The 17,525-nt window shown below is 71.3% G+C and carries 18 protein-coding genes; 9 read left to right on the forward strand and 9 right to left on the reverse strand.

The genetic code is table 11. The features are described from left to right. Positions 1 to 23: 23 nt before the first annotated feature. Genes M6B22_RS13925 through M6B22_RS13940 form a run of 4 tightly spaced genes read right to left on the reverse strand, consistent with a single transcriptional unit; the run spans position 24 to position 3,562 of the window. A complete protein-coding gene (locus M6B22_RS13925) occupies positions 24 to 629 on the reverse strand; it encodes a response regulator transcription factor (RefSeq protein WP_269442161.1) in 606 nt (201 codons plus the stop codon). Beyond that, positions 626 to 1,801, reverse strand: a complete 1,176-nt coding sequence (locus M6B22_RS13930) for a sensor histidine kinase (RefSeq protein WP_269442162.1) — start codon at positions 1,799 to 1,801, stop codon at positions 626 to 628. Before M6B22_RS13930 ends, M6B22_RS13925 begins: the two co-directional genes overlap by 4 nt. Positions 1,802 to 1,838: 37 nt before the next feature. Next, positions 1,839 to 2,597: an ABC transporter permease gene (locus M6B22_RS13935; RefSeq protein WP_269442163.1), complete on the reverse strand. Its 759-nt coding sequence runs from the start codon at positions 2,595 to 2,597 to the stop codon at positions 1,839 to 1,841. After that, on the reverse strand, positions 2,594 to 3,562 hold the full coding sequence (locus M6B22_RS13940; protein ID WP_269442164.1) for an ABC transporter ATP-binding protein: 969 nt from the start codon (positions 3,560 to 3,562) through the stop codon (positions 2,594 to 2,596). The genes M6B22_RS13935 and M6B22_RS13940 overlap by 4 nt, the downstream gene beginning before the upstream one ends. A 112-nt stretch (positions 3,563 to 3,674) precedes the next feature. Between M6B22_RS13940 and lysS the strand changes: the two genes are divergently transcribed. From lysS to M6B22_RS13960, 4 genes are all read left to right on the forward strand, one after another. After that, complete coding sequence (lysS, locus tag M6B22_RS13945) at positions 3,675 to 5,153, forward strand: lysine--tRNA ligase (RefSeq protein WP_269442165.1); 1,479 nt, start codon at positions 3,675 to 3,677, stop codon at positions 5,151 to 5,153. 80 nt (positions 5,154 to 5,233) lie between these two features. After that, on the forward strand, positions 5,234 to 5,584 hold the full coding sequence (locus M6B22_RS13950) for a histone-like nucleoid-structuring protein Lsr2 (RefSeq protein ID WP_269442166.1): 351 nt from the start codon (positions 5,234 to 5,236) through the stop codon (positions 5,582 to 5,584). Positions 5,585 to 5,707: 123 nt separating this feature from the next. After that, the gene (panD, locus tag M6B22_RS13955) at positions 5,708 to 6,097 is read left to right on the forward strand and encodes an aspartate 1-decarboxylase (protein WP_407935706.1); all 390 of its coding nucleotides are present in this window, start codon (positions 5,708 to 5,710) and stop codon (positions 6,095 to 6,097) included. A gap of 204 nt (positions 6,098 to 6,301) precedes the next feature. Next, positions 6,302 to 8,812: an ATP-dependent Clp protease ATP-binding subunit gene (locus M6B22_RS13960; RefSeq protein WP_269442168.1), complete on the forward strand. Its 2,511-nt coding sequence runs from the start codon at positions 6,302 to 6,304 to the stop codon at positions 8,810 to 8,812. A 97-nt stretch (positions 8,813 to 8,909) separates the two neighbouring features. On the opposite strand, the gene M6B22_RS13965 is transcribed toward M6B22_RS13960, so the two are convergent. After that, positions 8,910 to 9,782, reverse strand: a complete 873-nt coding sequence (locus M6B22_RS13965; protein ID WP_269442169.1) for an HhH-GPD family protein — start codon at positions 9,780 to 9,782, stop codon at positions 8,910 to 8,912. Positions 9,783 to 9,870: 88 nt separating this feature from the next. Between M6B22_RS13965 and M6B22_RS13970 the strand changes: the two genes are divergently transcribed. After that, positions 9,871 to 10,530: a hypothetical protein gene (locus tag M6B22_RS13970; RefSeq protein ID WP_269442170.1), complete on the forward strand. Its 660-nt coding sequence runs from the start codon at positions 9,871 to 9,873 to the stop codon at positions 10,528 to 10,530. Between the two features lie 76 nt (positions 10,531 to 10,606). Here M6B22_RS13970 and disA read toward each other — a convergent pair whose 3' ends face one another. The 3 genes from disA to M6B22_RS13985 form a co-directional block, all read right to left on the reverse strand. After that, positions 10,607 to 11,686, reverse strand: a complete 1,080-nt coding sequence (disA, locus tag M6B22_RS13975) for a DNA integrity scanning diadenylate cyclase DisA (protein ID WP_269442171.1) — start codon at positions 11,684 to 11,686, stop codon at positions 10,607 to 10,609. An 81-nt stretch (positions 11,687 to 11,767) separates the two neighbouring features. Beyond that, positions 11,768 to 13,222 (reverse strand): DNA repair protein RadA, encoded by a 1,455-nt coding sequence (radA, locus tag M6B22_RS13980; protein ID WP_407935527.1) that lies wholly within the window; start codon positions 13,220 to 13,222, stop codon positions 11,768 to 11,770. A 27-nt stretch (positions 13,223 to 13,249) separates the two neighbouring features. Continuing rightward, positions 13,250 to 13,948 (reverse strand): copper chaperone PCu(A)C, encoded by a 699-nt coding sequence (locus M6B22_RS13985; RefSeq protein ID WP_269442173.1) that lies wholly within the window; start codon positions 13,946 to 13,948, stop codon positions 13,250 to 13,252. A 253-nt stretch (positions 13,949 to 14,201) separates the two neighbouring features. On the opposite strand from M6B22_RS13985, the gene M6B22_RS13990 reads away from it, so the two are divergent. The 3 genes from M6B22_RS13990 to ispF are packed head-to-tail and all read left to right on the forward strand — an operon-like array spanning position 14,202 to position 15,926. Beyond that, positions 14,202 to 14,693, forward strand: coding sequence for a CarD family transcriptional regulator (locus tag M6B22_RS13990; RefSeq protein WP_269442174.1), 492 nt, complete (start codon positions 14,202 to 14,204; stop codon positions 14,691 to 14,693). Between the two features lie 8 nt (positions 14,694 to 14,701). Beyond that, positions 14,702 to 15,451, forward strand: a complete 750-nt coding sequence (ispD, locus tag M6B22_RS13995; protein ID WP_269442175.1) for a 2-C-methyl-D-erythritol 4-phosphate cytidylyltransferase — start codon at positions 14,702 to 14,704, stop codon at positions 15,449 to 15,451. Continuing rightward, the gene (ispF, locus tag M6B22_RS14000; RefSeq protein WP_269442176.1) at positions 15,444 to 15,926 is read left to right on the forward strand and encodes a 2-C-methyl-D-erythritol 2,4-cyclodiphosphate synthase; all 483 of its coding nucleotides are present in this window, start codon (positions 15,444 to 15,446) and stop codon (positions 15,924 to 15,926) included. The genes ispD and ispF overlap by 8 nt, the downstream gene beginning before the upstream one ends. Before the next feature lie 55 nt (positions 15,927 to 15,981). On the opposite strand, the gene M6B22_RS14005 is transcribed toward ispF, so the two are convergent. Next, positions 15,982 to 17,106 carry a trans-sulfuration enzyme family protein gene (locus M6B22_RS14005; RefSeq protein WP_269442177.1) on the reverse strand — a complete coding sequence of 375 codons (1,125 nt, stop codon included), beginning with the start codon at positions 17,104 to 17,106 and terminating at the stop codon, positions 15,982 to 15,984. Between the two features lie 22 nt (positions 17,107 to 17,128). On the opposite strand from M6B22_RS14005, the gene M6B22_RS14010 reads away from it, so the two are divergent. Then, positions 17,129 to 17,521, forward strand: a complete 393-nt coding sequence (locus M6B22_RS14010; protein WP_269442178.1) for a PPOX class F420-dependent oxidoreductase — start codon at positions 17,129 to 17,131, stop codon at positions 17,519 to 17,521. Positions 17,522 to 17,525 lie beyond the last annotated feature (4 nt).

The raw sequence follows: 17,525 nt of genomic DNA on the forward strand, positions 1-17,525 counted from the left end.
ACCCTGCTACGGGGCCAAGACGGTCAGAGCCAGCCGCGCTCGTCGGCGACGCGGATCGCCTCCACGCGGTTGCGCACGCCGGTCTTGGCGATCGCCGCGGACAGGTAGTTGCGCACGGTCCCCTCGGACAGGAACAGCTTGGCGGCGACGTCGGCGACCGTGGCACCGTCACGCGCCGCGACCAGCACATCGCGCTCGCGCCCGGTGAGCGGCGACGCGCCACCGGCAAGGGTCGCCGCGGCCAGCGCCGGGTCGACCACCCGCTCGCCGCGAGCGACCCGGCGCACCGCGTCGGCCAGCTGCTCGGCGGGCGCGTCCTTGACAACGAAGCCGAGCGCGCCCGACTCCATCGCGCGGCGCAGGTACCCGGTGCGGCCGAACGCGGTCAGCATCAGCACCCGGCAGGACGGCAGCTCGTGCGCGAGCGCGGCCGCGGCGGCCAGCCCGTCGACGCCCGGCATCTCGATGTCCAGCAACGCGACGTCCGGACGGCTCGCCAGCGCCGCGGCCACCACCTCGTCGCCCCGGCCGACCTGCGCCACGACCTCGAAGTCCTCCTCGAGCTCGAGCAGTGTCGCGAGGGCGGTGCGGATCAGGGTCTGGTCGTCCGCAAGCAGCAGTCTGATCATGTCGTGCTGATCGCCGGCGTCTCGGCCGCGCCAGTGGCGCCCGGCAGCGGCAGCGGCACGTCGACGCGCACCGTCCAGCCGCGGTTCGTGCCGCTCACCTCGACGGTGCCGCCGTCGGCCGCCACGCGCTCGCGCAGCCCGGTCAGCCCGTTCCCGGCGCCGACAGTGCCGCCGCGCCCGTCGTCGCGTACCTCGATCCAGTTCGGCCCCAGCGTCACGATGCAGTGCGCCGCGTGCGCGTGCCGGACGACGTTGGTGACCGCCTCGCGCAGCACCCAGCCGAACAGTTCGGACAACTCGGCCGGCACATCGGCAACCGATGCCGGCAGTTCGGCGATGACGCCGGCCGCGCGCAACACCTCGCGGGACGTCGCCAGCTCACCGGCCAGCGTCACATCGCGGTGTCCGGCCACTGCGGCGCGCACGTCGCTCAGCGTGCTGCGCGAGAGCGTCTCGACCTCGGCGATCTCCTTCGCGGCGCGCTCGAACTCCGCGCGCTCGGCGAGCCGGCGGGCCAGCCCGGCCTTGACCGTGATCGTGGTCAGCGAGTGGCCGAGCAGGTCGTGCAGGTCGCGCGCGATGCGGGTGCGTTCGTTCTCCGCCGCCAGCCGGGCGACCTCCGCACGCGCCGCCGCCAGCTCGATGTTCGACCGGATGATGGCGAAGAAGCCGAACATCGCCATGCCGACGAGCACGATGGACACCGCGGTGCCGAAGCCGGAGTCGGCGTTCCATCCGGGCACGACGGCGGGGACCACCGCGGAGGCGAGCGCCATGGCGCCCACCATCGCGACGCCCCAGCGGGCGCGCGAGGCGACCGTCAGCACGGTGACGTACACGCAGAACACGAACGCGTCCTCGTGCGCGATCAACAACTCCACGCCGGTGAGCAGGAGCGTCACGACGTACAACGACCAGAACGTCTTGTGCGCGTTCTCCCAGCCGGCCGGGATCGCGGCCAGGTAGATGATCGCGAACACGCCGATGATCGCGTAGCCGGCAATCTCGACGGCACCGCTCGCGTGCTTGGCCACGCCGCCGACGACCTGGGCGAGATAGATGAGCCAGATGCCCGGGAACGCCCACCGCCGCCAGCCGCCGCCCCACAGTGACGTGTTCGCGCCGAAGACGGCGCGAACACGTCCTTGCTGGGTCATCGGATCGCAGCTCATGGTGCTTTCCAGGCTAGGTGGTCTGACGGCCGGGTGCTCAGACGCGCTGGGTGTCGCGACGGTACGTCCACATCGCGAAGCCCGCCATCGCCGCCGACCAGGCCGCCATCACGATCCAGCCCTTGGCACCCCACGGGTCGCCGGACCCGCCGAGCCCGATCTGCCCGGCCTTGACCAGCCAGTACGACGGGAGCAGCTGGCACAGGTGGACGAACAGGCCGTCGCCGACCAGCGGGAACCAGGTTCCGCCGAGGAACGCGAACAGCGCCGTGCCGCCGCCCATCGCCGGGCCCATCGAGTCGACCGTCAGCAGGTGGCCCAGCGCGATGCCCATGGCGGCGAAGGGGATCAGCGCGAGCAGCACCAGCCAGGTCATGTGCACCCACTGGCCGAACGGCATGCGCACCCCCAGGACGGAGCCGGACGCGTACAGCAGCACGATCGCGCAGCCGGCCATCAGGTAGCTGGTCAGCACCTTGGTGCGGAAGTACGCCCGCGGTGACAGCGGCGTCAGCCGAAGCTGGCGGTTCCAACCGACCGACCGCTCGGCCGCGATCCGCGCGCCGCCGGCCAGCGCCGCGATCATCGCGCCGAACGCGAGCAGCCCGACCATGTAGTACTGCGGTGCGAACAGGCCGGTGTGCACCGTGTCCGAGCCACCGAAGTTGTGGTCGTGCTTGTTCGGCGCGGCCAGCAGGAAGTACATGATCACCGGGAAGCCGAGCGAGAAGATGAAGAACCGCTTGTTGCGGAACGAGCGCAGCAGCTCGTACTTGAGATAGGTGGCGCTGCTCATCGCGCGTCCTCCATGTCGCTCGTGTCGTCGTCGACGGCGATGTCGCCGTTGTCCGCGGTCAGTTGCAGGAATGCCTCCTCCAGCCCGGCGCCGCTGACCTCGATGTCGCGTGCCTGCGGGTAGGCCGGCAGCAGCGCGCGCAGTGCGGTGTCGGAGTCCGAGCAGTTCAGGATCACGGCCTCGCCGCGCGTGTCGGCGTTGGTCACTCCCGGCAGTGCGGCGAGAGCCGTCAGGTCGGCGTCCGGCAGGGTCGCGCGGATCGTCCGTAGCCCGACGGTCGCCTTGATCTCGGTCGCCGGCCCGTCGGCGACGACGGTGCCCCGTGCCATCAGGATGATCCGGTCGGCGTACGCGTCCGCCTCCTCCAGGTAGTGCGTTGCGAACACGATCGTCTTGCCGCGCGAGGCGAATTCGCGCATCGTCGCCCAGAACTCGCGGCGTGCCTCGACGTCCATCGCGACGGTGGGCTCGTCCAGCACGAGCAGGTCGGGGTTGCTGACCAGCGCGATCGCGAACCGCAGCCGCTGGGTCTGCCCGCCGGAGAGCCGGTTGGTCCTGCGGCCGACCAGGTCCTGGATCCGGGTGAGCTCGATCGCCTCGTCGACGCCGAGCGGGTTCGGGTACAGGCTGGCCATCATCGTGATCAGCTCGCGCACGCTCAGGTCCTGGATCACCGCTCCGACCTGCAGCATCGCGCCGACCGCGCCGGACGCGATCGCGCGATCCGGCGTCATGCCGAACACGCTCACCGTGCCGGCGTCCGGGGGCAGCAGGCCCAGCAGCATGTCGATCGTGGTCGACTTGCCGGCGCCGTTCGGGCCGAGCAGCGCGACGGTCTCGCCGGGCGTGATCGCGATGTCGATGCCGCGTACCGCGTGCACGGGTCCCTGGGGCGATTTGAAGCTCTTGCGAAGGCCGGCGAGCGAGATTCCCGTCGCCGGCCCGGTGTCGGGGTGCGTCGTCATGGTGATCACTGTGCCGTCGGCCGCTGGTGCCGCACAGTGCGGCGAGCACGTGAGTTCGCGGTGACATTCGTCAGGTGGATTTCGCCGATCGTGCTGTCGATACGCTGACGTGGTGAATGAGGACGATCTGCCTGAGCAATTGCGCATCCGCCGCGAGAAATACGACCGGTTGACGGCGGCTGCGGACGGATCGTTGTTCCCGGTCGGCGTGCCGCGGACGCACTCCCTCGGCGAGGTGCGCGAGCAGTTCCCCGAACTGCCGGCGGGAACCGAGACCGGACGGCAGGTCGGCGTCACCGGCCGGGTTATCTTCGTCCGCAACACCGGAAAGCTGTGCTTCGCCACGCTGCGCGAGGACGGTGTCGAGCTGCAGGTGATGCTCTCGCAGGACCGCGTCGGGGCCGAGTCGCTGGCGGCGTGGAAGGCGGACGTCGACCTGGGCGATCTGGTGTTCGTGCAGGGCGAGGTGATCGCGTCCAAGCGTGGCGAACTGTCGGTGCTCGCGCAGTCGTGGCAGATCACCGCGAAGTCGCTGCGTCCGCTTCCGGTCGCGCACAAGCCGCTGTCCGAGGAGACCCGGGTCCGGCAGCGCTACGTCGACCTGATCGTCCGACCGGAAGCGCGGGAGATGGTCCGCACCCGCGCCGATGTGCTGCGCGCGATCCGCGAAACGCTCCACGACCGCCGCTACGTCGAGGTGGAGACGCCGATCCTGCAGGTCGTGCACGGCGGTGCCGCGGCCCGCCCGTTCCACACGCACCTGAACGCGTTCGACCTGGATATGTCACTGCGCATCGCCACCGAGTTGTATCTCAAGCGGTGCATCGTCGGTGGCGTGGAAAAGGTGTTCGAGATCGGCCGCACGTTCCGCAACGAAGGGGTCGACTCGTCACATTCCCCGGAGTTCACGATGTTGGAGGCCTACGAGGCGTATGCCGATTACGACTCGATGGCGCAGCTCACCCGATCGCTCGTCACCGCGGCCGCCGAGCGCACCGGATTGCGCGAACCGGTGACCGCGGACGGCGTGCCGATCGCGCTGTTCGACCAATGGCGCTCGGTGACCATTCATGATCTCGTTTCCGGGGCCGTGGGTGACCGGGTCACCGTGGACACCCCGGTCGAGCAGCTGCGCACCCACGCCGACCGGCTCGGTGTCGGGCTGCGCGACGGGTGGGACGCCGGCGAGATCGTTCTGGAGCTGTACGAAAAGCTCGTCGAGCACACCCTGATCCAGCCGACCTTCGTGCGCGACTACCCGGTGTCGGTACGCCCGCTCGCCCGCCCGCATCGGGACGACCCGCGGCTGGCCGAGGCGTGGGACCTGATCATCGGCGGCTTCGAGGTCGGCGTCGCGTATTCGGAATTGGCCGATCCGGTCGAACAGCGCCGCCGCCTCGTCGAGCAGTCGTTGGCCGCCGCAAAGGGCGATCCGGAAGCGATGCAGCTGGATGAAGACTTTCTCACCGCCCTCGAATACGGCATGCCCCCGACCGGCGGAATGGGACTCGGCGTGGACCGGCTGATCATGCTGCTTACCGGTCGTGGTATTAGGGAAACGATTCTGTTCCCATTACTCAAGCCGCTTTGAGTTCGGCGTCGCCGAGTGGAAATGTGCGCCCGCGTGTGATTTGCTTTACGGACATTTTCCAGGCGGAGAGGAATCACCCGATGGTGCAGAAGCACATCGTGCAACTCGAGGACGACATCGACGGCGGAGCCGCGGTCGAAACCGTCAGATTCGCACTCGACGGATCGGACTACGAGATCGATCTGTCCGCCAAGAATGCGGGCAAGCTGCGTGACGCGCTCGCCGTCTATGTGGCGCACGGCCGCCGCGCCCGCGGCGGTGCGCGCATCGCGACACCCGGCCGCCGCGGTGGCCGGCCGGCCCGCGCCGACCGCGAGCAGACCCAGGCGATCCGGGCCTGGGCGCGCAAGAACGGCTTCCAGGTAGGGGACAAGGGCCGGATCCCGGCGCAGGTGCTGGAGGCTTACCAGGCCAAGGCCGCCAAGCGCTGAGCCAGCCAGCCGCAGAGCCCGCCCGCGACCGACCCGTCGCCGGCGGGCTCTGTCGCTGTGGCGCTGCTCACCGACGGTGCGACGCAGGGCCGCGCGGAACCTACCCTGACCGCTATGAGTGGCATGTACCGCACGATGTTCAAGAGCAAGATCCATCGCGCGACCGTGACCCAGGCCGATCTGCACTACGTCGGTTCGGTGACGATCGATCCGGAGCTGATGGAGGCGGCCGACCTGCTCGCCGGCGAGCAGGTGGCGATCGTCGACGTCACGAACGGCGCCCGGCTGGAGACCTACGTCATCGAGGGCGAGCGCGGCACCGGGGTCATCGGGATCAACGGCGCCGCAGCGCACCTGGTGCACGTCGGTGACACCGTGATCCTGATCAGCTACGCCACCATGCCGGACACCGAGGCCAAGGCGTACCTGCCCAGGGTGGTGTTCGTCGACGGGGCGAACCGGATCGTGCACACCGGCAACGATCCGGCGTACCCGGGCATCCTGCCCAGCTGAGGCGTACGCCGCCGTTCGCTGTCAGCGCAAGCGGCACGGGCATCACCGCGCGTCAGGCATCGTTGGACAGGTAAGCCGCCAGCGCTCGCGCCCGGGCGGCTCGGCCTCGAAACGGGTACGAACGGTTCGAGGGACGTTTCTCGTCGGCTGCCAGGACTAGAGTCGACTGAAGCGGTAGACGAAGGCGCGGAAGGAGCTGGCCACATGTTCGAGAGGTTTACTGACCGCGCGCGTCGCGTTGTCGTCCTGGCCCAGGAAGAGGCCCGGATGCTCAACCACAACTACATCGGCACCGAGCACATCCTGCTCGGGCTGATCCACGAGGGCGAAGGTGTCGCTGCCAAGGCGCTCGAGTCGCTCGGCATCTCGCTCGACGCGGTGCGCCAGCAGGTGGAGGAGATCATCGGCCAGGGCCAGCAGGCCCCGTCCGGTCACATCCCGTTCACGCCGCGGGCCAAGAAGGTCCTGGAGCTGTCGCTGCGCGAGGCGCTGCAGCTCGGCCACAACTACATCGGCACCGAGCACATCCTGCTCGGCCTCATCCGCGAGGGCGAGGGTGTCGCGGCCCAGGTGCTGGTCAAGCTCGGCGCCGACCTGAACAAGGTCCGCCAGCAGGTCATCCAGCTGCTCAACGGCTACAGCCAGGGCAAGGAGCCGGCGGGCACCGCGTCCGAGGCGACGCCGTCCACCTCGCTGGTCCTGGACCAGTTCGGCCGCAACCTGACCCAGTCGGCCCGCGAGGGCAAGCTCGACCCGGTCATCGGCCGCGAGAAGGAGATCGAGCGCCTCATGCAGGTGCTCAGCCGGCGCACCAAGAACAACCCGGTGCTGATCGGCGAGCCGGGCGTCGGGAAGACGGCGGTCGTCGAGGGGCTGGCGCAGGCGATCGTCAAGGGCGAGGTGCCCGAGACGCTCAAGGACAAGCAGCTCTACACGCTCGACCTGGGCTCGCTGGTGGCCGGCAGCCGCTACCGCGGTGACTTCGAGGAGCGCCTGAAGAAGGTGCTCAAGGAGATCCGCACTCGCGGTGACATCGTCATGTTCATCGACGAGATCCACACCCTCGTCGGGGCGGGCGCGGCCGAAGGTGCGATCGACGCCGCGAGCATCCTCAAGCCGATGCTCGCGCGCGGCGAACTGCAGACGATCGGCGCGACCACGCTGGACGAGTACCGCAAGCACCTGGAGAAGGACGCCGCGCTCGAGCGCCGGTTCCAGCCGGTGCAGGTGGGTGAGCCGACCGTCGCGCACACCATCGAGATCCTCAAGGGCCTGCGTGACCGGTACGAGTCGCACCACCGGGTCTCGATCACCGACAGCGCGCTCGTGGCCGCGGCCGGCCTGGCCGATCGCTACATCAGCGACCGGTTCCTTCCGGACAAGGCGATCGACCTCATCGACGAGGCGGGCGCGCGGATGCGCATCCGCCGGATGACCGCACCGCCGGACCTTCGCGAGTTCGACGAGCGGATCGCCGAGGTGCGTCGCGAGAAGGAGTCCTCGATCGACGCGCAGGACTTCGAGAAGGCCGCCTCGCTTCGCGACCGGGAGAAGACCCTGCAGGCCGACAAGGCCAAGCGCGAGCAGGAGTGGAAGGCCGGCGACATGGACGTCGTGGCCGAGGTCGACGACGAGCAGATCGCCGAGGTGCTGGCCACCTGGACCGGCATCCCGGTGTTCAAGCTGACCGAGGAGGAGACGGCCCGGCTGCTGCGCATGGAGGACGAGCTGCACAAGCGGGTCGTCGGCCAGGAGCAGGCGATCAAGGCGGTCTCGCAGGCCATCCGGCGCACCAGGGCCGGCCTGAAGGACCCGAAGCGCCCCGGTGGTTCGTTCATCTTCGCCGGCCCGTCCGGCGTCGGAAAGACCGAGCTGTCCAAGGCGCTCGCCGAGTTCTTGTTCGGCGACGACGACGCGCTGATCCAGCTGGACATGTCCGAGTTCCACGACCGGTACACCGTGTCGCGGCTCGTCGGTGCCCCTCCCGGCTATGTCGGCTACGACGAGGGCGGCCAGCTCACCGAGAAGGTGCGCCGCAAGCCCTTCAGCGTGGTGCTGTTCGACGAGGTCGAGAAGGCGCACCCGGACGTGTTCAACACGCTGCTGCAGGTGCTCGAAGACGGCCGGCTCACCGACGGCCAGGGCCGCATCGTGGACTTCAAGAACACGGTGCTGATCCTGACCACCAACCTCGGCACGCGCGACGTGTCCAAGGCGGTCGGCCTCGGGTTCGCCTCGTCCAACGACGACGCGAGCAACTACGAGCGGATGAAGCTGAAGGTCAACGACGAGCTCAAGCAGCACTTCCGGCCGGAGTTCCTCAACCGCATCGACGACATCATCGTGTTCCACCAGCTCTCGCAGGAGGAGATCGTCTCCATCGTCGATCTGATGGTGGCGCGACTGGACGGCCAGATGCGCAACAAGGACATGGGTCTGGAACTCACCGACGCGGCGAAGAACCTGCTCGCCAAGAAGGGGTACGACCCGGTGCTGGGTGCCCGGCCGCTGCGCCGCACCATCCAGCGGGAGATCGAGGACTCGCTGAGCGAGAAGATCCTGTTCGGCGAGCTCGAGCCGGGTCAGATCGTGGTGGTGGACACCACTCCCGAGGACCCGATGAAGAAGGACGGGCCGGAGAAGTTCAGCTTCCGTGGCGAGCCCAAGCCGGCGCTGGTGCCGGACGCCCCGCCGGTGAACCTCACCGCCGAGTAACTCAACGAAGAGCAGGGCCGGGCGAATTCGCCCGGCCCTGTTTCGTGCGTCCGGGCTGTGCGTCCGGGATGGGCGTCCGGGCTGGGCATCCGGGCGCTCAGCGAGGGAGCGCGTAGCGCCCGTCCGGGAGGCGGTGGATCAGACCGTCGGCGAGCAGCGCGCCGAGTGCCCGCTCCCGCTGGACCGGTTCGGACCACACGGCGTCCAGGGCTGTCCTGGTCACCGGCCCGGGGCCCTCGCGCAGCACGTCCAGCAGCAGGCCGCGGACCTGGCGGTCGGTGCCGGCGAAGCGCTGCGGCCGCACTCGCGGTCCGGAGTATTCCGGCCGGCCGGCCCGGTTCCAGGCGCACCGCGCAATCAGCGGGCACTCGCCACAGCGCGGCCCGCGTGCCGTGCACACCAGCGCGCCGAGTTCCATCACCGCGACGCTGAAGCGGACCGCTTCGCCGGTGTCGGCGGGGAGCAGGGCCGTCACCTCGGCCAGGTCCCGCGCGGTCGCGGGCGGCCCGGCCTCGCCGCGGCCGTGCACCGCGCGGGCCACGACGCGCCGAACGTTAGTGTCCACCACCGGGTGCCGCAGCCCGAAGGCGAACGCGGCGACGGCGCGGGCGGTGTAACTGCCCACGCCGGGCAGCGCCAGCAGCTCGTCGAGCTCGCGCGGAACCGTGCCGCCGTGTTCGGCGACGATGGCGCGGGCGCAGGCGTGCAGCCGCAGCGCCCGTCGCGGGTAACCCAGCTTGCCCCAGGCGCGCACCGCGTCACCGGGCTCGTCCGCCGCGAGCGCGGCCGGGGTCGGCCAGCGGCGCAGCCACGCTTGGTAGGCGGGCAGGACGCGCCGTACCGGCGTCTGCTGCAGCATCACCTCGCTGACCAGCACCGCCCACGGCCCGGCGTCCGGCGCGCGCCAGGGCAGGTCGCGAGCGGCGCGGGCGTACCAGGCGGTGACGTCGGCGGCGAGGGTGGTCGGCATGTGGCCGACATCGTCGCATGCGGGGCCGGTCCGGCGCCCGCGAGTCGAGCCAGGGGCTCCTCCGGACGGGCGCTAGCGTGTTGGGGTCATGTTGCATCCCGTCGGCTCGCGGCCGCCCTCCGTCTACTGGCGGCGCCGGCTGCTGCTGCTCGCCTCGCTGGTCCTGTTGGTGCTGCTCGTCGTGCTGACGGTGAAGGCGGTCTTCAGCGACGGCGGCGGATCCCCGGCTGCGCAGGGCGGCGGGGCGACGCACCCGGTGACGAGTCCGCGGACCACGCCGAGCAGCACGCCCACCGGTACCCGCCCGAGCACGTCGGGCCGCCCGTCGACGTCCACCGCCCGCTCCAGCACGGTGGTGCCGGCGCAGTGCAAGGCGTCGCAGCTGAGCGTTCAGGCCGTCGTCGGCAAGTCGCAGTACAAGATCGGCGACAACCCGGTGCTGACGCTGCAGGTCACGAACACCGGCCCGGCGCCGTGCGTGCAGAACGTGGCTGACAGCCAGATCGAGTTGCGCGTCTACAACGGGGCGTCGCGCGTCTGGGGCAGCCATGACTGCAAGATCGAGCCGGGCGTGGACGAGCGCACGCTCGCCGTCGGGCACCCGGCCGGGTTCAGCATCAAATGGAGCGGGCTGACCGCCCAGCCCGGCTGCGCCGGAACCCGGCAGCGGGTGGGCGCGGGCACCTACACGCTGTACGCGGCCCTGTCCGGGCACGACGGCAAGGTCGCCCAGTTCAGCATCTCGTGAGCGCGCCGTCGCTGATTCCCGCCACGGCCACACCCCGATGCGGTGAAAGGGGTGCCCACGGCCCCGCCGCGGGCAGCTACGAGTAGCGCTCGATGATGGACACCTCGGCCATCCGCGAGATCGCCTCGCGGACGGCGCGGGCGCGCGCTTCGCCGACCCCCTCGACCGCCTGCAGGTCCTCGACCGATGCGGCGAGCAGCTTCTGCAGGCTGCCGAAGTGCTCGACGACCCGGTCCAGCACCGCCCCGGGCATCCGCGGCACCTTGGCGAGCAGGCGGTAGCCGCGCGGGCTGGTCGCCGAGTCCAGCCCTTCCGGCGTGCTGGGCAGGCCCATCGCCCGCGCTACCGGCACCAGGTCGAGCAGCTCGGTCGCGGACAGCTCGGCGAGGTCGGTCAGCACCCCGACGGTGGTGCGGGCCCGGCGACCGGAGGGCAGGTAGTCGCGCACGATCAGCTCGCGGTCGGACTCGACGCCGGCCATCAGCTCGTCCAGCTGCAGCGCGAGCAGCCGGCCGTCGGTGCCCAGCTCGACGACCTGGCCGGTCACCTCGTCGGCGATGCGGCGCACCATCTCCAGGCGCTGCGAGACGATCGCGGCGTCGCGCACCGTCACCAGGTCCTCGATCTCCAGCGCCGACAGCGAATTGGAGACCTCGTCCAGCCGCGCCTTGTAGCGCTCCAGGGTCGCGATCGCCTGGTTCGCGCGGGACAGCAGCTCGCCGCTGCTCTCCAGCACGTAGCGGCGATCGCCCACGTACAGGCTGATGATCCGCATCGACTGGGACACCGAGATCACCGGATGGCCGGTCTGCCGCGCGACGCGCTGGGCGGTGCGGTGCCGCGTGCCGGACTCGTCCGTCGCGATCGCCGGATCGGGCATCAGGTGGGTGGCCGCGTACACGATCTTGTCGCCTGCGGTGCTGAGCACCACCGCGCCGTCCATCTTGCACAGCTCGCGCAGCCGGGTCGCGGAGAACTCGACGTCCAGCGGGAAGCCGCCGGTACACAGCGACTCGACGATCCGGTCCCAGCCGAGCACGATCAGGGCACCGGTGTTGCCGCGCAGGATGCGCTCGAGGCCGTCGCGCAGCCAGGTGCCGGGAGCGACGGTGGCGAGGACGCTGCGCAGCGCCTCGTCACGATCGGAAGTGATCACGGTTCCCCTCTGACGGTGTGGGCACCGGTCAGTGTAGGGCCGCGCAGGGTCGAGGCGTACGCGATTGCGGCCGGGCGGGGCTCAGCCCGAGCCGGTGATCGCGTGCAGCCGGGCCCGCCGCGCGCCCCTGGACCGCTCCCGCAGGTTGGCCGCCGCCGACATCGCCTCGCGCAGCGTCGCGACGGGCAGGGTCTCCAGGCCGTCACAGGCGACCCGCTCCCCGGCGTGCGCGGCGGGAACCAGCGCGGTGGTGAAGCCGAGCCGGGCGGCCTCGGCGAGCCTGCGTTCCAGCGCGGGAACGCGGCGGATGTCGCCGGACAGCGACACCTCACCGATCGCGCACAGCGTCGCCGGCATCGGCGCGTCGTGCCCGGCCGAGGCCAGCGCGATCGCGATCGCGAGGTCGGCGGCGGGCTCCTGCGCGGCCATCCCGCCGACCGTCGAGGCGTACACCTCGTGCTCGCCGAGCGCGGTGCCGCCGTGCCGGGCCAGGACGGCGATCAGCATGGCGACCCGCGCCCCGTCCAGCGCGCTGACCGCGCGCCGGGGCGAGCCGCCGCCGGTGGCCCGGTTGACCAGCGCCTGCACCTCGGTGACGAGCGGCCGGCGGCCCTCCATGGTCACGGTGACGCAGGTGCCGGGCACCGCGACGGCCCGGTCCGACAGGAACAGCCCGGACGGGTCGGGCAGCCCGGTGATGCCGTCCTCGCGCATCTCGAAGCAGCCCACCTCGTCGGCCGCACCGAAGCGGTTCTTGGTGGCCCGCACCAGCCGCAGCGACGAGTGCCGATCGCCCTCGAAGTGCAGCACGACGTCGACCAGGTGCTCCAGCACGCGCGGCCCGGCGACCGAGCCGTCCTTGGTCACGTGCCCGACCAGGACGGCGGCGATGCCGCGTTGCTTGGCGACCGCGATCACCGCCGAGGCGACGGCGCGGATCTGCGGCACGCTGCCCGCGCCCGACTCGACGGTCTCGGTGGAGATCGTCTGCACCGAGTCGACCACCACCAGCCCGGGCTCGACCTGGTCGATATGGGTGAGCAGCGCGGCCAGGTCGTTCTCGGCGGCGAGGTACAGGGTGGGCGCGAGGTTGCCGGTGCGCTCGGCACGCAGCCGCACCTGCGAGGTGGACTCCTCGCCGGTGACGACCAGCGCCCGCTGGCCACCCTCACTCCCTGTGGCCGCAGCGAAGCGGTGCGCGACCTCGAGCAGCAGCGTCGACTTTCCGACGCCCGGTTCGCCGGCCAGCAGCACCACCGAGCCGGGGACCAGCCCGCCGCCGAGCACCCGGTCCAGCTCGCCGACCCCGGTCGGGCGGGCCCGGGCGGCCGCGATGTCGAGTTCGGCGATCGGCTGGGCGGCGCGGGTGACCGGGCCGGGCGCGATCGCGCGGCGTGGCGTAGCACCGGCCTCGGCGACCGTGCCCCAGGCCTGGCACTCCGGGCAGCGGCCCACCCAGCGCAGCGACGTGGCGCCGCACTCCGCGCAGCGGAAGGCGGGGGTGCGGGCGGTGCTCGGTTTGGTCACGCACGCCACGCTAGCCGCGGCGCCTGACAGTTCCGGCTACTCGATCGGCGTTTCGGTGGCGTTCGGCACCGACGGGATCACCGAGTTGTTCGGAGCGGCCGACAGCTGGACGGGAACCTGCAGCGTGATCTTGCCGGCGGTGGCGAAGCTGAAGGTCACCGGCACGGACTCGCCGGGGTGCAGCGGGCCGCCGGTGAGGCCGTCGAGCACCACGATCGGCGCGGTCGGGACGCCGGGGTCGGTGGTACCGGTGTTCTTCAGGCCCAGCTGCAGCGACTTGCCTGCGGCGACGGTCTGTGGCGCGGCCGCCGGCGCCGCGGACGACGAGCTGCCCGTCGCCGGCGCGCCCGATGCGGCAGCGCTGCCGCTGGCCGCGGCAGCGCAGCTACCCGAGCCGGTTGCCGGGTTGAGGTCGTCGGCGGTCTTGGCGACGGTGTAGGAGGAGAAGCGCGGCGACGTGACGGACGTCAGCGTGTCGGAGTCCCGGCCGTTGTTGACCAGGACGAGAGACAGCGGGGCGTCGCTGCCGGGCAGGTAGCACTTTCCGCTCGGCGTGGTGATCGCGACGGTGCGCAGCAGCATCGAGCCGACCTTGGCGTTGGCCCCGTCGATACTCGGGCTCTCGTTGGCGCTGGCCGCGTGCTGACCGGCCGCGCACGAGGCGGTGAGCAGAACCGCTCCGGCAGCCGCGACGCCGATGACGATGCGCCGCGCGATGCTCGGCTGTGCTTTCACGTCGACTCCTCGAAAATAAGGCTCGTCACTGGCGGGTCGGTGCGTACGGTCGTCGCATCGCGCGGGTGCGGCAACCGACACCACAGCCTAGCGAGCCGGGTCCGCCGCGCTGGCTCGGGTAGCCCGGCCCGGCAGTGCCGCGGCACCGCTACCGCGCGGCAGCGCCCGACGTGCGGGAGAAATCGCATTCGTGTCCGGATTGGCCGACTGTGCTCCGTGTTACCCTTGAGGTAGTGGAAAGGGGCTCTAACACATGACTTTCAAGGTCGGTGAGACCGTTGTCTACCCACATCACGGCGCTGCTCTGATCGAGGCGATCGAGGAGCGGCTGCTGCAGGGAGTGAGCAAGACCTACCTGCGGCTGAAGGTGGCTCAGGGTGACCTGACGGTCCTCGTGCCGGCCGAGAACGCCGAGATCGTGGGCGTTCGCGACGTCGTGGGCCAGGAGGGTCTGGACCGGGTGTTCGAGGTGTTGCGGGCGCCGCACACCGAGGAGCCCACCAACTGGTCGCGGCGGTACAAGGCCAACGGTGAGAAGCTCGCCTCGGGTGACGTGAACAAGGTCGCCGAGGTCGTCCGCGACCTGTGGCGCCGCGACCGCGACCGCGGCCTGTCCGCCGGTGAGAAGCGGATGCTGGCGAAGGCCCGGCAGATCCTCGTCAGTGAGCTCGCCCTGGCCGAGGGCACCAACGAGGACAAGGCCGAGATCGTGCTCGACGAGGTGCTCGCCGAGGCCGTGGCCTGAACGCAGCAGTGCCGAACGCGGCAATGTCGTCCGACGGCGGCGACGGTCTCACGACCGTCGCCGCCGTTCTCGTTGCCGGGGGTTCGGGCACCCGGCTGGGCGCCGACGTCCCGAAGGCGTTCGTCCGGGTGGCGGGCCGGACGCTGTTGGAGTACGCCGTCGCGCGGTTCCTCGGCCACGACGCAGTGCGGGACGTGGTGGTGGCCGCGCCGGCAGCGCTCACCGGGGCCGCGGCCGAACTGGCACCCGGCGCCACGGTCGTCGCCGGCGGGCGCACCCGCCAGGAGTCGGTCGCGCGGGCGCTCGCGGTGCTCGCCGCGGACGTCGAGGTCGTGCTGGTGCACGACGTCGCGCGCGCCTTCGTCCCCGCCGCGTTGATCGACCGAGTGCTGGACGGGGTGCGCCTGCGCGGCGCTGACGGCGCCGTGCCGTTCCTGGGCGTCACGGACACCGTCCGGCGCGTCACGCCGGCCGGCGATCTGGGCGAACTCGTCGACCGGACGGCGCTGCTGGCGATGCAGACGCCGCAGGGCTTCCGGCGAGCCGTGCTGGATCGCGCACACGCCGCGGCGACCACTGCCGACGCCACCGACGACGCCGCGCTGGTTCAGGCGCTCGGCGGGCGGGTCGTCGCGGTGCGCGGCGACGAGCGCGCGTTCAAGGTCACCGTGCCGCTGGACCTGATGCTCGCGGAGGCGCTGGTGCAGCGCTTCGGCGCCGACCTCGAGTCCACGTGGTGGGATGTCGAGCATGGTTGAGCCGGCGGGATTGCGCACCGGGATCGGGGTCGACGTCCACCCGATCGAGGCCGGCCGGCCGTGCCGGCTCGCCCTGCTCGACTGGCCTGACGTGCCCGGGTGCGCCGGGCACTCGGACGCCGACGTCGCCGCGCACGCGGCCTGCAACGCGCTGCTCTCGGCGGCCGGTCTGGGCGATCTGGGTCAGGTGTTCGGCACCGCCGACCCACAGTGGGCCGGCGCGTCCGGGGCGGAACTGCTTGCCGAGGTGGTGCGCCGCGTGGCCGCCGCCGGCTGGACGGTGGCCAACGTCGCGGTGCAGGTGATCGGCAACTCGCCGCGAATCGGGCCGCGCCGGGTCGCCGCGGAGGCGGCGATGTCCGCGGTCGTCGGCGCGCCGGTGTCGCTGGCCGCGGCAACGACCGACGGGCTCGGCTTCCTGGGCAACGACGAGGGCCGCGCAGCTGTCGCGAGTTGCCTGCTCTTGCGCGCCTGATCGAATCTTCGACCGCCCCAAAGCACCGGCCGGGGACCTCCCGCTTGCGGGGAGCTCATTGCTTCGTGGTCAAGGCGCCGTCCAGATCCGTCCAGAGGTCCTCGACGTGCTCGATGCCGACCGAGAAGCGCAACAGCGTCGGCGGCGTGCCGTGCTCCGCGTCGATGGCGTGCCGCGCGCGCCGCTCGATGAGGGACTCCACGCCGCCCAGGCTGGTCGCGTGGTTGATCAGCTGCAGCGAGGTGCAGACGCGCTCGGCGTCCTCGGCCGTCCCGGCGACGTCGAAGGAGATCATCGCGCCGTAGCCGTCGTGCAGCCGGCTCGCCACCTCGTGCCCCGGATCCGACGGCAGGCCCGGGAACCGCACGCGGGTGACCCGCGGGTGGGCGGCCAGCCGCTCGGCCAGTTCCTGGGCGTTCGCCTGCGCCCGCTCCCAGCGCACGGCGAGCGTGCGCAGCCCGCGCAGCGCGAGGTAACACTCCAGCGCGCCGGGGATGCATCCGGCCAGCGCGCGCCCTTCGCGCAGCTCCTGCGCACGCTCGGCGGTGCGCGCCACCAGCACGCCCATCAGCAGGTCGGAGTGGCCGGCCAGGTACTTGGTCGCCGAGTGCATGACCAGGTCCGCGCCGTGCTCCAGCGGACGGAATCCCAGCGGCGTCGAGAACGTCGAGTCGACGTAGGTCCGGACGCCGTTGCGGCGAGCCGCGGCCGCCAGCGCCGGGACGTCGGCCACGCCCAGCAGCGGATTCGTTACCGACTCCAGCCACAGCAGCCCGGCGCCGGGCAGCGCCGCGATCACCTCGTCCGTGACGGTGATGTCGACCGGCCGCACCTGCAGATGGCCGAGCGCCTGCTGCTCGCCGAAGATCGCCAACGTCCCGGAGTACGCGGCCGAGGGCACCACGGCGACGGTGCCGGCCGGCTGCGCCTGGGCGATCGCCGCCACCGCACCCATCCCGCTGCTGTAGGCGACCGCGTGCCCGCCCTCCAGCGCGCCGACGGCCTCCTCGAACGCCCGCACCGTGTCGGTGGTCTCGTGCCGTGAGTAGTGGTTGTCGTCCGGGCCGTGCTGGTACGGCGCGGTGAGCACGACGGGTGTGCTCAGCGGGGCGCGCGGTGTACGCGGCGGCCGCCCGGCCGCGACGACGATCGATTCGGGGTGCAGCGGAACATCAACCATGGCACGGACGTTAGCCGCTGACGTGAGCGCTCAATTGCCAGACATCGCCAAGAAGCTTCTCGACCAGCAGGTGTTCGTGACCGTCGCGACCCTCAACCCCGACGGCTGGCCGCAGACGTCCGTGCTGTGGGCGACCTACGAGGGCGAGGACATCGTGCTCTCGACGGTCGTGGGTCGCGCCAAGGAACGGAACTGGCGCCGCGACCCGCGGGTCAGCGTGATGATCTTCGACCCGGCGACGCCGTACAACTACATCGAGGTGCGCGGCCGGGTCGAGCTGACCACAGACGGCGGCCCCGAGCTCATCGAGCGGCTCTCGCAGCTGTACGTAGGCGCGTCGTACACCGGCGACGAGGGCACCGACAACGTCCGCGTGGTGGCGCGGGTGAAGGCGGAGCGGGTCATCACCCGCTGAGCGG

The sequence above is a fragment of the Jatrophihabitans cynanchi genome (genome assembly GCF_027247405.1).
Lineage (GTDB): Bacteria > Actinomycetota > Actinomycetes > Mycobacteriales > Jatrophihabitantaceae > Jatrophihabitans_B > Jatrophihabitans_B cynanchi.